The organism is Streptomyces sp. NPDC031466 (genome assembly GCF_055581265.1).
Window position 1 is genome coordinate 502,903 of sequence record NZ_JBVIJT010000001.1, and the last position, 14,171, is coordinate 517,073.

Annotated in this window: 16 protein-coding genes; 11 read left to right on the forward strand and 5 right to left on the reverse strand. The window is 72.9% G+C overall.

Annotated features, from left to right (window positions below; translation table 11 throughout):
• Nucleotides 1-2: 2 nt before the first annotated feature.
• Nucleotides 3-1,265, reverse strand: coding sequence for a serine hydrolase domain-containing protein (locus ACZ5GP_RS01835; protein ID WP_468748878.1), 1,263 nt, complete (start codon nucleotides 1,263-1,265; stop codon nucleotides 3-5).
• Between the two features lie 430 nt (nucleotides 1,266-1,695).
• Between ACZ5GP_RS01835 and ACZ5GP_RS01840 the strand changes: the two genes are divergently transcribed.
• The 4 genes from ACZ5GP_RS01840 to ACZ5GP_RS01855 all read left to right on the forward strand — a co-directional run bounded on the left by ACZ5GP_RS01840 (nucleotide 1,696) and on the right by ACZ5GP_RS01855 (nucleotide 4,016).
• Nucleotides 1,696-2,145 carry a hypothetical protein gene (locus tag ACZ5GP_RS01840; RefSeq protein ID WP_468748879.1) on the forward strand — a complete coding sequence of 150 codons (450 nt, stop codon included), beginning with the start codon at nucleotides 1,696-1,698 and terminating at the stop codon, nucleotides 2,143-2,145.
• Between the two features lie 114 nt (nucleotides 2,146-2,259).
• Nucleotides 2,260-2,718, forward strand: coding sequence for a hypothetical protein (locus ACZ5GP_RS01845; protein WP_468748880.1), 459 nt, complete (start codon nucleotides 2,260-2,262; stop codon nucleotides 2,716-2,718).
• A 70-nt stretch (nucleotides 2,719-2,788) separates the two neighbouring features.
• Nucleotides 2,789-3,169 carry a peptidoglycan-binding domain-containing protein gene (locus ACZ5GP_RS01850; protein ID WP_468748881.1) on the forward strand — a complete coding sequence of 127 codons (381 nt, stop codon included), beginning with the start codon at nucleotides 2,789-2,791 and terminating at the stop codon, nucleotides 3,167-3,169.
• A 76-nt stretch (nucleotides 3,170-3,245) separates the two neighbouring features.
• Nucleotides 3,246-4,016, forward strand: a complete 771-nt coding sequence (locus ACZ5GP_RS01855) for a hypothetical protein (protein WP_468748882.1) — start codon at nucleotides 3,246-3,248, stop codon at nucleotides 4,014-4,016.
• 7 nt (nucleotides 4,017-4,023) lie between these two features.
• On the opposite strand, the gene ACZ5GP_RS01860 is transcribed toward ACZ5GP_RS01855, so the two are convergent.
• Nucleotides 4,024-4,524, reverse strand: a complete 501-nt coding sequence (locus ACZ5GP_RS01860) for a metallophosphoesterase family protein (protein WP_468748883.1) — start codon at nucleotides 4,522-4,524, stop codon at nucleotides 4,024-4,026.
• 45 nt (nucleotides 4,525-4,569) lie between these two features.
• Nucleotides 4,570-5,154 (reverse strand): GNAT family N-acetyltransferase, encoded by a 585-nt coding sequence (locus tag ACZ5GP_RS01865; protein ID WP_468748884.1) that lies wholly within the window; start codon nucleotides 5,152-5,154, stop codon nucleotides 4,570-4,572.
• A gap of 392 nt (nucleotides 5,155-5,546) precedes the next feature.
• Here ACZ5GP_RS01865 and ACZ5GP_RS01870 point away from each other — a divergent pair, with 392 nt between their 5' ends.
• The 3 genes from ACZ5GP_RS01870 (at nucleotide 5,547) to ACZ5GP_RS01880 (ending at nucleotide 8,385) form a co-directional block, all read left to right on the forward strand.
• The gene (locus ACZ5GP_RS01870) at nucleotides 5,547-6,962 is read left to right on the forward strand and encodes a DEAD/DEAH box helicase (protein WP_468748885.1); all 1,416 of its coding nucleotides are present in this window, start codon (nucleotides 5,547-5,549) and stop codon (nucleotides 6,960-6,962) included.
• 57 nt (nucleotides 6,963-7,019) lie between these two features.
• Nucleotides 7,020-7,505 carry a hypothetical protein gene (locus ACZ5GP_RS01875; protein ID WP_468748886.1) on the forward strand — a complete coding sequence of 162 codons (486 nt, stop codon included), beginning with the start codon at nucleotides 7,020-7,022 and terminating at the stop codon, nucleotides 7,503-7,505.
• 70 nt (nucleotides 7,506-7,575) lie between these two features.
• Nucleotides 7,576-8,385, forward strand: coding sequence for a restriction endonuclease (locus ACZ5GP_RS01880; protein ID WP_468748887.1), 810 nt, complete (start codon nucleotides 7,576-7,578; stop codon nucleotides 8,383-8,385).
• Nucleotides 8,386-8,431: 46 nt separating this feature from the next.
• Here ACZ5GP_RS01880 and ACZ5GP_RS01885 read toward each other — a convergent pair whose 3' ends face one another.
• On the reverse strand, nucleotides 8,432-9,586 hold the full coding sequence (locus ACZ5GP_RS01885) for a hypothetical protein (protein WP_468748888.1): 1,155 nt from the start codon (nucleotides 9,584-9,586) through the stop codon (nucleotides 8,432-8,434).
• A gap of 223 nt (nucleotides 9,587-9,809) precedes the next feature.
• Here ACZ5GP_RS01885 and ACZ5GP_RS01890 point away from each other — a divergent pair, with 223 nt between their 5' ends.
• From ACZ5GP_RS01890 to ACZ5GP_RS01905, 4 genes are all read left to right on the forward strand, one after another.
• The gene (locus ACZ5GP_RS01890) at nucleotides 9,810-10,514 is read left to right on the forward strand and encodes a hypothetical protein (protein ID WP_468748889.1); all 705 of its coding nucleotides are present in this window, start codon (nucleotides 9,810-9,812) and stop codon (nucleotides 10,512-10,514) included.
• A 98-nt stretch (nucleotides 10,515-10,612) separates the two neighbouring features.
• Nucleotides 10,613-11,185 (forward strand): DUF6328 family protein, encoded by a 573-nt coding sequence (locus ACZ5GP_RS01895; protein ID WP_468748890.1) that lies wholly within the window; start codon nucleotides 10,613-10,615, stop codon nucleotides 11,183-11,185.
• Between the two features lie 89 nt (nucleotides 11,186-11,274).
• Entirely contained in the window at nucleotides 11,275-11,532 is a 258-nt protein-coding gene (locus ACZ5GP_RS01900; RefSeq protein WP_468748891.1) for a DUF5133 domain-containing protein, read from the forward strand.
• Nucleotides 11,533-11,974: 442 nt separating this feature from the next.
• Nucleotides 11,975-13,000: an HAD-IIA family hydrolase gene (locus tag ACZ5GP_RS01905; protein ID WP_468748892.1), complete on the forward strand. Its 1,026-nt coding sequence runs from the start codon at nucleotides 11,975-11,977 to the stop codon at nucleotides 12,998-13,000.
• A 32-nt stretch (nucleotides 13,001-13,032) separates the two neighbouring features.
• On the opposite strand, the gene ACZ5GP_RS01910 is transcribed toward ACZ5GP_RS01905, so the two are convergent.
• Nucleotides 13,033-13,992, reverse strand: coding sequence for a polysaccharide deacetylase family protein (locus ACZ5GP_RS01910; RefSeq protein WP_468748893.1), 960 nt, complete (start codon nucleotides 13,990-13,992; stop codon nucleotides 13,033-13,035).
• Nucleotides 13,993-14,171 lie beyond the last annotated feature (179 nt).

Consider the following 14,171-nt stretch of genomic DNA (forward strand, 5'->3'; position numbering starts at 1 on the left):
GGTCAGCGGCGCTCGGGCAGGTCCGCCTCCGCGGGCAGGGTGGTGAGTGCGCGCGGCGCCGTGGTGGACGAGGTCGCGGGTGCGGGCTTCTTTCCGCAGAAGGCCGCCTCCAGCGTCCCGCCGAGCGCCGTGTTCGCGGCACCCCGGTTCGAGGTGTTCGCCATGGCGGAGAGCGAGCGCCGGCCGTCGCGGGTGGCGAAGGCGTACGTGTAGTAACCCTGGACGGTGCCGGTGTGCCCGTACACCTGGGCGCCGCAGGACAGGTCGTAGCGGCGCAGCCCGAGCCCGTAGAAGCGGGTCTGGGTGGTGTCCGTCGGGGTGACGGTGGTCATGGCGTCCAGCATCCGGGGCGAGAGCAGTTTGCCCCGCATCAGCGCGGTCGTGAAGGTGTTGAGGTCAGCGGGGTCGGAGATGACCGCGCCGGCCGACTGGGCCCAGGAGACGGTCTGCTCCGTGGAGTCGACGAGCGGTGCCCCCGCCTCGTCCGGGTGGAGGTAGCCGCGTACGTGCACACCCGTGATCTGGGTCTGCGGGTGGACGTACGAGGTGTTGCGCAGGTTCAACGGCTTGAAGACGCGCCGCTCGTACTGCTGGGCGACCGAGGTCCCCGTGGCCTTCTCGATGAGCATGCCGACGACGACGAAGTTGGTGTTGGAGTACTTGTAGGCCGCCCCGGGCTCGGTGGTGCGGGGCTCGGCCAGGGAGAGGTCGACCAGTTCCTTGTAGGTGAAGACGCGGTTGCGCACCGCTTCGAAGCCGGGCACGGTCTTGGCGAACATGGCGTCGGTGTAGTCGGCCAGGCCGCTGCGGTGGGTGAGCAGGTGGCGGACCGTGATGCGGTCGTCGGGCAGCAGGCCGGGGAGGTAGCGGTTGACCGGCGCGTCGAGTTCCAGCCGCCCCTCGTCGACCAGTTGGAGCAGCACGACGCTGGAGAAGGTCTTGCTGACGCTGCCGATGCGGAAGCGTGCCCGGGTGCTCATGGCCTCGCTGGAGACGCGGTCACGGACGCCGGCCGTGCGCGTGCGGACGCCGTCGGGACCGGTGAAGCGGGCCATCGCGCCCGGGGCGCCGTTGGCCATGGCGGCCTTCAGGGCCGCGCTCACGCCGTCCATGTCGGGGGCGGGGTCGGCGGGGGCCGTGGTGCGGGCGGGTGCCGTGGGGGCCGCCGGGGCCGCGGAGGCGGCGGTGGCGGGGGTGATGACGCCCGCGAGGGCGGCGATCAGGGTGGCGCTCGTGGCCAGACGTCTGTGTGTCAGCAGGGGCACGTGGGTTCCTCGTTCTCGACTCTGCAGGAAACGGCGCACGCGTGCGGTGTGCCGTGCGGGCCGGGGAGAAGCGATCACTGCGCGCTGCCCCCGTCACCCATGGAGCATGAGTGCCAACGCGTCACGTCGGTTCCTGTCACGGTGACCGAGTCCCCTCCGACCGGGCGTCAGGACCGTTTTGCGCCAGATGCCCGGCCCCCGCGACGGTTCCGGCGCGCCCGTTGCCCCCCCCCAGCGTCGGGCCGGCGGACCGAGTCCACCTCGCGGGCGCGGAGGCCGTCCGGCGCCGAGGACCGGGCGGTGACGTGGTGGGCGGGCCGGTTCGTCAGCAGCGTGTCAGGCGCGGCGGTCACCATCGGGCCCGTACCGCCGGAATCGGACGGATGTGCCGACCGGCACGAGGTCGACCGAGACGAGGGGTGTGCTCACCATGAGGGGAAGACCCGGGGGCCGGCTGCGTCGACTGCGCGGCGCCGTGGGCCCGTTCGCCGCCGCCGCGCTGATGTGCGGGGCGCTGACCGCGCCCGCGTCCGCCGCGACCGACGTGGAACCGGTGTGCTGGCTGCGGGCCGGCGAGGCGCACGTGGACTGGACCAACATGCACTTCACCGGGGACATGTGGTGCGACCTCACCCCCGGCTCGGTGCGCATCCAGTCCCGCTCGACCAGCCCGGTGGTCGGCAAGATGCTGTACAGCCCGCGCTGGTTCGTGTGCTGGAAAGAAGGCTCCGACTACATGGGCAACAACATCTGGTACTACACCCAGGGCGATCAGATCGTGGCCTCCCCCACCGTCAAGGCGTGGGGCTACATGCCGGCGGTGGCGGTGAAGGCACCCCAGCACCCCTTCCCCGGCCTGGCGAAGTGCTCCTGGTCGTGACCGGCGCCGTCCCCGGCATCGCTCCCCTCCCCCACTCGCTCTCTCGCCCCCCCCTTCCCTCCCCTTCCCTCTTCCCTCCCCTTCCGGCACCTGACGATCCTTCAGGAGTACGCCATGAGACGAAGACCGTTCCTGCCACGCACCTCGCCACGGGCGGCCGCCGCCGCCGCGGCCGCCGGGGTGCTGCTGTTCCTTCCCCTGTCGACCGCGCCCGCGAGCGCCGGTGAGCGGGGCACCTGTGCCCTGCAGGAGGGCCTCAACCTCCGGGACTCCATCGGCAATACGTTCACCAAGGCGCTGTACTGCGACAACCTGCCGTCGGACGTGTACGGCAGGCCCACGTTCGACGCGCCGATCACCGGCTGGCTGCGCCTGTCCCCGTCCTGGTTCACCTGCTACACCATCGGCCCCAGGGACACCCAGGGCAACAACGTCTGGTACTACACCCAGGGTGACCGGGTGGGTGAACTGCCCACCATCAAGGGCTGGGGCAACGTCCCCGCGGAGGTCGTGACGATCCCCTCCGGCATGTCACACCCCGCCCCCGGACTGCCCCGCTGCCCCTGGTACTGAACACGATCCCCTAACCGTCCCGTCCCGACCGGTATCAGCAGGCGCCGCTCCGGCGCGAGGAGGAGCCCCGATGAAGAGCGTACGCACGACACGGCAGACCCGACACACGATACGGACGACGGCGGGGGTGGCCGTGGCGGCCGCCGCCCTGGCGATGTCGGCGGCCGGTCCCGTCGCCGCGCACACCCCGGTGGCCAGTGGGGCGACCGGCACCGAATGGCGTCTGTGCATGTACCTGGGCGGGCACACCACCCTCCAGACGGGAAGCACGGGCGAGGGCGTGCGCCACCTCCAGTGCATCCTCAACGAGGTCTACCGTTACGTGAACGTCCCCATGACCGGCGTCTTCGAAGAGGTCACCAGGGCCTCGGTCGAGCATCTGCAACGGCAGTTCTCGCTGCCCGTGACGGGCGTCGTGGACACCGCCACCTGGGCCGCCCTGCACCCCTGAGGGAGCAACGGCATGAGCGGGTAATGTGGGGATCTTCGGCCGGTGGAAGCCGCCTGGAGTCCTCTTGAGGTTGCCTGTGCCGACGACGATCATCTCCGACGACGCCGCCCCGCTGAAGCGTCTCGACCGTGCGCTGGACCGCGTGGAGGTCACCTTTCGCGGTATGACCGCTCGTGCCGACGAGGCCCAGTGCACCTGCCATTGGGGCAGCGAGGAAGAGCTGGCCCTGCTGAAGGTCCCGGACGTGGAACTCGACCCGGACCTGCTCCACCGCACGTGGAGCGCCACCGACTGGACCGACGCCGGCGCGGTGACGCGCCGCGTTCTGCCGCAGTTGGCCAGGGCGTTGGTCGCCGGCCAGGTGGAGCCCCTGTTCGGCATGGCCGAAGTCGGGGGCGCCTTCGCCCGGGCCGGGTGGCGGCTGTGGCCGGCGCGGCAGACCGTGGTGGTATGGGAGTTTCTGCATGCCTGGTGGGCGGCCACCCTGGTGGATGCGGACCCGGCTGTTCCGGCGCACGAGGTGTTCGCCCTGTGTGTGGAGGCGTCCGCCTCGCTCGACCCCTGGCTCGCGGTGTGGGAAGCCGTCGAGCACCCCGCCGCCGACCGGCACCTGGCCGAGGCCGCCGCCTCGTGGGAGTACGACCTGCTGGGCGACCAACTCCCCTGGCACACCTCCGAGGACGCGGGGGCCCTGCACGCCGGGCTCGCGGACTGGCTGGTCCGGCACGCCCCGGCGCGGCTGCGGGCCCATGGCGCCGACGCCGAACTGCTGCACCGGATACGCCTCGTCGGGCTCACCGGCCCCGCCCGGTGGGAGGACCCGCACTGGCCGGGCCACCGCTACTGACCGGGCGTCACCGGGGCGGCAACCGGTGCAGTGTCACGTCGTGCAGGGCGCCGTCCGCGACGGTCAGGGTGAGGAACGTACAGAAAGGCTGGCGCCTGCGGTCGGTGGGTGAACCCGGGTTGAGCAACCGCAGGCCGCCGGGCGCGCGCGTGTCCCACGGAATGTGGCTGTGTCCGAACACGAGGACGTCCAGGTCCGGGAAGCGTTCCGCGCACCGGCGCTCCCGGCCGGTGGCCGCGCCCGTCTCGTGCACGACACCGAACCGCACTCCCGCCAGCTCCGCGCGTGCGACCTCCGGGAGGCGGCGGCGCAGCGGCGGCCCGTCGTTGTTGCCGAAGACGCCGATCAGGCGGCGTGCACGGGAGGCGAAGAGGTCGAGTGTCGCCTCGTCGATCCAGTCACCGGCGTGGACCACCACGTCCGCCTCGTCCAGGCCGGCGAGAAGGGCGTCCGGGAGGCGTTTGGCGCGGGCGGGCACGTGAGTGTCGGAGGTCAGCAGCAGCCGCATGAAAACAGCGTAGGCCGCGTGGCCGGGAAGGGGGGCCCGGCCTCGCTACGGGCGGGTTCGGCGCAGGTCGAGCCGCATCAGGACACGGGGGTGGCCGGCCAGCACCGAGTCGGTGTCGGCGGCGTGGACGAACCCGGCGCGCTCGAAGTTCTTCCGGATACCGGCGTACGCCATCGTCAGATCGACCTTGGCGTCGCCGCTGTCCAGGGGGTACGCCTCGATCACCGGGGCGTCATGGGCGCGGGCGAACTCGACCGCGCCGGTGATGAGGGCGTGCGAGATGCCCTGCTTCCGGTGCCCCGGCCGTACGCGGACGCACCGCAGGGACCAGACGGGCAGGTCGTCGATGTGCGGGATGACGCGGCTGCGCGCGAAGGAGGTGTCCGAGCGCGGCGCGACGGCGGCCCAGCCCACCGGCTCGTCGCCGTCGTAGGCGAGGACGCCCGGAGGCGGGCCCGTGCGGCAGAGTTCGGCGAGGTACTCACCGCGGGCCGGCCCGCGCAGCGCGTTGTTCAGCCGGGCCGGGAGCCGGTAGCTCAGACACCAGCAGACGTTGGCCCCGGGCGATTTCGGGCCGAGCACGGCGCGAACGTCCTCGAAGTGCGAAGCCGGACGGACTTCGATGGTCATGACACCACGATGCCACGACGGAACGGTTCCCGGCCCACGCCGACCCGCTCCCGGCCCGAGCCGACCCTCCCCCTCGGAGCCGACCCCCTCCCCGCCGGGGCCGTCCCGCTCTCTGCCCCGGGCCGTCTCCCTCTGCCCGGGATGCCCCTGCCGACCGGGGCCGCCGCTCTGGGCCGGGGCCGCCGCTCTGGGCCGGAACCGCCACTTCCATTGCGGTGAGGCGACCGGCGGATCGACCGGTGGATCAGCCACCCCCACGCCCGTCACTCTGTGTTACCCTTAACCGTTTGCGCGCACGCGGCGTCCGGCGCTCCCGCCCGGCCGGTGCCGGTCGTGCGCCGACGTGTCCTGCCGGGCCTTCCTCGGTATGTCCCCCTCGCGGAAGGCTCTTCGTGCATCACCCGGACCGCCCCGACACCTCCTCCGACGCCCTCACCGGCAGCCCCGCCGCCGAGTCCGCCGCCGCTCCTGCCGTCTCCTTCGCCGACATGGAACTGCCGGCCGAGGTGCTGCGGACGCTCACCGCGCTCGATGTGTGCGAGCCGTTCCCGATCCAGGCGGCCACGCTGCCCAGCGCCCTCGCGGGCCGCGACGTCCTGGGGCGCGGGCGCACCGGCTCCGGCAAGACGCTCGCCTTCGGTCTGGCGCTGCTGACGCGGACGGCGCGGCGGCGCGCGGAGCCCAAGCAGCCGCTCGGCCTCGTTCTCGTGCCCACCCGAGAGCTGGCCCAGCAGGTCACCGAAGCGCTCACGCCGTACGCCGAGGCGCTGCGGCTGCGGATGGCCGCGGTCGTCGGCGGCATGTCGATCGGCCGGCAGATCGCCGCGCTGCGCGACGGCGCCGAGATCGTCGTCGCCACCCCGGGCCGCCTGCACGACCTGGTCGAGCGCAAGGCCTGCCGCCTGGACAAGGTCCGGATCACCGTCCTCGACGAGGCCGACCAGATGTGTGACCTGGGCTTCCTGCCGCAGGTCACCGAGGTGCTCGACCAGGTGCGCCCGGACGGCCAGCGCATGCTGTTCTCGGCCACCTTGGACCGCGACGTGGACGACCTGGTCGGGCGTTACCTCCACGACCCCGTCGTGCACTCCGTGGACCCCGCCGCGGGCGCGGTGACGACGATGGACCACCATCTGCTGATCGTGCACGGGCCGGACCGGTACGCGGTCACCACGGAGATCGCCGCCCGTGACGGCCGGGTGCTGCTCTTCCTGGACACCAAGCACGCCGTCGACCAGCTCACCCGCCATCTGCGGGCCAACGGGGTGCACGCCGCGGCCCTGCACAGCGGCAAGTCGCAGCCGCAGCGCACGCGGACCCTCGGTCAGTTCAAGAGCGGCCAGGTCACCGTCCTGGTGGCGACGAATGTCGCGGCCCGGGGCCTGCACGTCGACGACCTCGACCTGGTGGTCAACGTCGACCCGCCCACCGACCCCAAGGACTACCTGCACCGCGCGGGACGCACCGCGCGGGCCGGCGAGTCCGGCCGCGTCGTCACCCTGGTCCTGTCGGGCCAGCGCCGCGAGGCCGCCCGTGTGATGGCCGAGGCCGGCATCGAGCCGTCGGTCACCAAGGTGCGCTCGGGCGAGGCGGAGCTGAGCCGGATCACCGGGGCCAAGGCACCCTCCGGCAACCCGCTCGACGCCGGCCCCGCCACACCCCGGCCCAAGAACGTCAACGCCCCCTTCCGTGGCCTCGGCACCAGCAAGGACGCCGCCCGCGGCACCGGCGGCAAGTCCCGCAAGGCGGGCGAGGCCCGCAAACTGGCCGAGGCCCGCAAGGCGGCACAGGTGCGCCGGGGCCGCTGAGCGCCCCGCGCGACTCGGTCGCCGAGCGCCGACCACGAGCCCGGAGGGGACGGTCCGATGACCCGGACCGCGTTCGACACGGCCGAGCGGCAGGCGTGGGCGGGACAGGCCGCTGCCTACGCGGGGAGTTTCGCCAAGCTCTGCGCGTATTCTGGGCGCCCCGCGGCGCCCGGCCAGGCCCTCCTCGGCAGGGCCGTGCAGGCGGCGGGAGTCACCCGTCCCGCTCACCTGCCGCCCCTCGCCACCGAGGACGACTTCCCTCGCACCGAGCAGGGCCTGGCCGCGCTGCTGGACCGCGCCGGACTGCGCGACGGCGGCTCCGAGACCCTGCTCTGGGACCACGGGGCGACCCCGGAGGAGTGGTGGAGCGGCCCCGCCTCGGGAGTGGCGACGATCGGGCAGGTCGTGACGGGCCGCACTCCGGTGGTCATCGCCCGGATCAAGGAGCATTTCGTGGAGCCGGCGGCGGAGTTCGCCGGTGACGGCGGCACGCTGGTGCTGCCGCACGCGGCCCTGCCGGCCCACGGCCGGGCCGCTTCTTAGGGACGTTGATCTTGGGCACATGTAGAGAGGTGATCTTCACCCCGTCCTCGTGAGCCCGTAAGGGAGTCCCATGTCCATACCCACGCGCCCCGTTCGCCGCCCCGACCGCAGGCGGCGTTTCGATCTGCGCGCGACCGCCCTGTTCTTCGTGCTGCTCGCGGTCCTCCTGTGCGTCCTGGTGTTCCTGGCCCGCACCGCCGCGCACCTCGTGCAGAGCCGCCCGCTGTGGGCCGTCGTCCTGGTCATGGTCGGTGTCGCCGCCGCGCTGCTGTGCCGGTCCCGGTGGCGCCGCTTCTCCGCCGCGCGGTACGCGCGCCGCGCGGCCGAGGCGCTGGAGGAAGCGGCCGAGAACGCCTCCGAGCACCTTGCCGCCCCACCGGTGGACGAGGAGTTCACCGCCGTGGACGAGCAGTTGACCACCGTCGTGGAGGAAGAGGTGCGGGCCGCCGCGCCGGTCGACTACGCCCTCCTGGACGCCGACGGTTTCGAGCAGGCCATAGCCGATCTGTGCGCCCGTGACCAGTGCACGGAGGTGGAAGTGGTGGGCGGGGCCTGCGACTTGGGCGCGGACGTCGTGGCGGTGACCGGCGACGGGCGGCGCGTGGTCATCCAGTGCAAGCGGTACGGCGACACCAACAAGGTCGGCTCGCAGGACCTGCAGCGCTTCGGGGGCACCTGCTTCACCGTGCACGAGGCGGACGTCGCCGCACTCGTCACGACCAGCGACTTCACGGCCCCGGCCCTGGAGTACGCGCAGCAGTGCGGCATCATCTGCGTGAACGGCGAGGACCTGCGGGCCTGGCACGACGGCACCGGCCCGAGCCCCTGGGACGGCGCCCCTCTCACGCCCGCCGCCGACTGCTTCCCGGCGCGAGGGTGAACCGGCGCGCTCCCCCTACGGGCTCGCCTCGGCCGCGCCGCCCCGCCTACTTCTTCGGTTCCCGGAAGCGGCCGAAAGCCTTCGTGAGTGCGCTCAGCGGGGACCCTTCCGTCTTGCCCGGACCCGGCGCGGCCACCGGCCGGGGCGTGCCGTCGCCGCCGGTCGCCTCGGCCAGCGCGGCCATCGCCGCCTCGGCCGCCTCCTGGTAGAGGTCACGGGACTTCGTCATGGCGTCGAGAGCCTCGGCGTACTTGGTGACCATGCCCTGGGCGTGCACCAGCTCCTCTTCCGGCGTGAGCAGGTGCCAGCCCTGGCGCAACCGCGTCAAGGCCCGCTCGGCGTCGGCGGGCAGCGGCCTCGGGAGCGCCACGAACTCCATGATCCTGTCGAGGAGTTCGGTCGGTTCCGAACCGTCCAGGAAGACGCTGCGCACCGTGAAGCGCTCCGCCTCGTACTCCAGGCCCTGCCCGGCCGTGGGCAGGACGACGCCGCCGCCGCGCGGCATCCGCACGCCCAGCTCCCGCTTCATCGCGAAGTCCGCGATCTGCGCCTGCTCCGGTGTGCCGCGGTGCTCGACCACCCGGTGCCGCAGGCTCGGCGGCAGGAACGTCGAGACCGGCTGCTGGCCCCTCGCGTCCGGCGTCATCGCCTCGTGCACCACGACGTGGATGTACCAGCTCTGCCGGGTGCAGTCCCGCAGCCGGTGGCGCAGCTCGTCGTCGTCCTTGGGCAGGTGGTTCGTCGTCCGCAGGCGGACGCCCGGCACCGTGTCGTGGTCCCAGGCGACGCGGTCGCTGTCGGGCCAGAACATCGTGGCGGGCGAGAGCCAGTGGGCGTCCCACGGCTGCTCCGCCTCGGCGGCGAGCACCCAGGCGACGCCCTCACCGTCCTTGCGGCGGCTCTCGGGGTCGTACGTGGTCAGCTGGGCGCGCACCGTGACGTCGCCGGTCACGCGCCAGCGGGCCTCGAACAGGCGGCGGGCCGACGGACCGGGGTCGGCGGACTCGTCGCGCGGGTGCAGGACGGTGGAGCGGGCCGCCTCGACGGGGTCGAGGTCCAGGTAGTCGTCGAGCACCCCGGCCGCCTTGAGGGCGATGAGGTTGCGCCGGACGTCCTGCTCGGGCTCGGGCCCGAGGTGGCGCCCGCGCCCCAGCCACGCGGTGTCGGGGACGGTGGTCGAGGAGGTGCTGTTCTTGGCCATGGAGTCGTTCTGTGGGTGATCGGGACCCGACCAGTATGGTCCCTGGCCCTGTCGATGGAAGCGGTACCGGGTTTTCCGTGCCGCGCAGGCCAGGATGCCTGCCCACCGGTGAGGATGTGACACCCGGAGCACACAGGAAGCACACGAAGCACATGAAGCCCGCCCATGGCCTCCTCGTGGGCGCCGCGCCCGTTCCATGATCACCCCTGGATAGAGTGTGCTCATGTCACACAGCCGTCTCGCTCTCGCCGGTACAGCCCTTCTCGCCGCGTTCACTCTCACCGCCTGTTCCGCCGACGAGAAGCCGGGCGGTGCCGCGGATCACGCGGAAGCCAGGGACGGGGGCGGCAAGAAGGCGGGCCGGGCGGCGGTGGCGAAGCCGATCACGCGGGACCTGCCCCAGGGCGCGCTCACCCAGGCGCTCATGGGCGACGGCGAGGCGCTGCCCGAGTACTCCCTGCACGGCGACAAGGGCGTGATGAAGACGACGTACTGCAACGGTCAGGACGTGGAGGGCGCCCCGAAGGGCTGGGTCCGCGGCGGGGACGCGTCCTACGAGTACCAGGGGTCCACCCGCAACATGGCCGATGTCTACATCTGCCTGTTCGAAAGCCCCGCCGACGCGCACGCCGTCTACACGGCGATGAGGGGTTCCAAGGACAAGCCGCACAAGCCCTCCAAGCCCATCGGCGACGAGGCCGCCCTGCTCATCGACCCCAACGGCACCGAGGACTACATCCAGGGCATCAGTCGTTCCGGCAGGGCCGTCATCGAGGTGCGCCTGTCGGGCGGCGCCGGCGCGGGCGAGGACCCCACCGGCACCGAGGCCATGCTGGCCGCGACGCTGAAGCGTCTCCAGCAGGTCCAGGACGGGAAGCCGGCCACCGCGACGGCGGCGGGGGAGCAGGCGGCCGTGACGGCACCGTAGCCTCCCGGACGGCCCGTAGCCTCGCGCCCGACCTGCACGCGACCTGCATGGAAGGCTCCCGAAGGGGCATCCGGTTTCCCTGGAACTGGGAGGACGCCATGAGCATGACGGAGCGACCGGGCGAGCGGGTCGAGGAGGACGGCACCGGCTGCCCGTGCCACCACGGCGAGGGGCCGCGCGCTGGGAGCGGCGAGGGCCCCGAGCCGGCGCGCGAGAGGGTCAATCGCCGCTGGAACGAGATCCTCCAGGAGACCCGCGTCGCCCAGACAGGTGTGCAGATCCTCTTCGGATTCCTGCTGAGTGTGGCGTTCACCCCCCTGTTCCGGGAGCTGGGCACGTTCGACCGGGTCGTCTACGTCATCACCGTGGTTCTCGGCGCGTCGGCCACGGGAGCACTGATCGCCCCCGTCTCCCTGCACCGCTTCCTGTCGGGGCAGCGCATGAAGGACGAGGTGGTGGAGACCGCCGGGCGCCTGATGATGTGCGGCATCGTCCTCCTCGCGCTGACCATCGGCTGCACCCTCCTGCTGATTCTGCGCACCGTCATCACCGGCCCCCTCGCGGAGGCCCTGGTCGGTGGGGTCATGCTGTGGTTCGCCATCTGCTGGTACGTGCTGCCGCTGCGCCTTCGGCGCCGCGCCGCCCGGCGCCCCGACACGGACGAGGCGTAGCACCCCTCGTACCGACGGCCGGTTCGGCATGAAAGCGCGTTACCGGGGAACACGTACGGCAGTCAAGAGCCTGGAAAGGACGTGTGGTCGTGTTGAAGTCGGAGTCCCGCCAAGTGAGGACCCTGCTCTCCCGCTATGCGAACGCCCGCATCGCGCTGGCGGAGAACCCCGGGGCGGCGTGGCAGCGAGAGCTGGCAGAGGTGACCCGCACGCTGTGCGCGGTGACCGGGACCCGCACCATCAACCACGCGATCGCGGCTGCCGACGAGATCCTGGCGGCGGCCGAGCGCCCCGCAGTGTCCCGCCGCCCCACCCTGGCAGCGGACACACCCCTCGCCGCCGCCTGAGACCGCCGCCCCACCGGCACCGACTCCCCCGGCACCACCGCGCAGGAACATCCGCATCGCGTGCCGGGCCGTCGCCGCGATCTCCTCGTCCCTGACGTCGGCGGGCAGGTCGACGTATCCGCGCAGCTGCTCGAACACTCCGCGGGCCATGCGCCGGGCCAGCTCGTCGACTCTCTGCTCGCAGCGGGCAGCGAGCGCCACGGCCTCGGGTGGCAGGCCGTTCGGCCGCGTCCGGTCCTGGGGTTGCTCATGGAGTGCCATGGCCCGCCTCACGGACGACTGCGACCGATCACGGTACCCGGCGCGCACGCCCGTGACCCGCCCACGTCGTGGCCTTGGGACGACGGTGTCCGGTCCGCACCCGCCGGGGCATTGTGCGTGTTGTCCGCCCTTGTCATGATGGCGCCTGCCGAGCGGTCTCCGACTGATCCAGGACGGTGCGATGACCCGGCACTTGGCCGTGCCCGACGAGCCACTCCCCCCGCCGCTGGCGCAGGTGTACGACACCGCGCTCCTCGATCTCGACGGCGTCGTGTACGTGGGGCCGCACGCGGTGGAGCACGCCGCCCCCTCCCTGGCGCGCGCCGAGACGCTGGGCTTGCGCCTGGCCTACGTCACGAACAACGCCTACCGGACGCCCCGGGCGATCTGCGCGCACCTGCGGCGGCTCGGTCTGCCGGCGGCGGAGGACGCCGTGGTGACGTCCGCCCAGGCCGCCGCCCGCCTCGCCGCCGAACTGCGCCCCCGCGTGGTCCGGGTCCTCGCCATCGGCGGCGAGGGGCTGTTGACCGCGCTGCGGGCGCAGGGCCTCGAGCCCGTCCGTTCGGCCGACGACGACCCCCACTGCGTCGTCCAGGGCTTCGCGCCGACCGTCAGCTGGTGCGAACTGGCCGAGGCCGCGTACGCCGTGGGACGCGGCGTGCCCTGGATCGTCACCAACGCCGACCCGAACGCGCCCACGCACCGCGGCACGGCGCCGGGCAACGGCGCTCTGGCCGACGTCGTGCGGGCCGCCACCGGCGCCGTCCCCGTGGTGGCGGGCAAACCGTCCGCCGCGCTGCTGCGGGAGGGCGCGGCCCGCACCGGCGCCCGGCGCCCCCTCATGGTCGGCGACCGGCTGGACACCGACGTGGAGGGCGCGCGCAGGGCGGGCTTCGACAGCCTCGTGGTGCTCACAGGTGCCACCACCGCGCGGGACCTGCTCACCGCCCCGGAACAGCGGCGGCCCACGCATCTGGCGGCGGACCTGCGCGGCCTGCTGGCTCCCGCACGCCGCGTCGAGGAACACGCCGGAGGCTACCGGTGCGGCGGCTGGCGAGGCAGCGTGCGCGGGCGCGAACTGCTGCTGACGGGGCAGGGCGACGCCGAGGACGCCCTGTGGGCGGCGTGCCGGGCGGCGTGGTCGGCGCCCGGCCCCACTTCGGCGGACAGGGTCCTCGCGGTCCTGGCCCGGTGCGTACGGACGTGACACCGGCCGGTCACCGGTCCCGCGCCCGGAGGTCAGCGCGGCGGCTCGCCCACGCGCCCGGGAGGGCCGTCACCGAGCCCCGCCCGGTGCCGCACGTGGTCGGCGACCTGCGCGTGCGTCGCGTACCAGACGTCGGCGCGCCCGCAGACGTGCTCCATCAGCTGCTCCAGGAGCACGATGCGTGAGCGGTGGCCGATGACATGGGGGTGCAGGGTGATCTGGAAAAGACCGCCCTCGGCGTAGGCGGCGTCGAACTCGTCCCGCCACAGCGCCAGTACGTGCCGCGGCATCGTGTACGGGCGCACGGCGCTGTAGCGGTCCATGTTGAAGTAGACGGCGTCGTCCCGGATCCACTCGGGCGGGATCTCCACCAGACCCGTCGGTTCGCCGTAGGCGAGGATCTCGTACGGGTCGTCGTCGGCCATCAACGACGAGTCGTAGGACAGGCCGAGTTCCAGGGTGATGTCGAGCGTGTGCTCGCTGAAGTCCCAGGAGGGCGTGCGGATGCCCACCGGTCGCCGGCCGGTGAGCTGTTCGAGGACCTCCGCGCAGCGGAAGGCCAGCTCCCGCTCGTCCCGCCGGCCGAGTTCCATGTTGCGCTCGTGGATCCAGCCGTGGAGGGCGACCTCGTGACCGCTTTCCACATAGCCCCTGGCCTCCTCGGGGCGGAGCAGCGCGGACACGGCCGGCATGAAGAACGTCGCGGGCAGGGCGTGCCGGTCGAGCAGCCGGAGGATGCGCGGCACGCCCACCCGGGCCCCGTACTCGCCCTGCGACAGCTTCCCCGGCATCACCTCCCCGTCCCGCAGCGGAATCGTCTCGTGGTCGGGGTCGAAGGAGAACGCCACCGCGGCCCTGGCGCCGTGCGGCCACCGGTCCGGTGTGAGGCTGCGGCCCGCGCGCACCCGCTCGACGTGCCGGCGCCATTCCTCCTCCCGCCACTGCCAGGGAGCCCGTGGTGCCTCTCCGGTGTCCGCGCCCGACTGGGTCATAGGCGTCCCTCGCTCCTTCTGCGGCTCGACGGGTGAACCCCATGAGTGGGCCCACGAGCATGCCAGGGCCCCGAAGCGGGGACAGGAGCGCGAACAGGACAACGCCGCGCGGCAACACGCTGACCGAAACGCGGCCCCCGGTGCCGAGGCCGTCTGCCCGGCACCCGGGCACTTTCCCT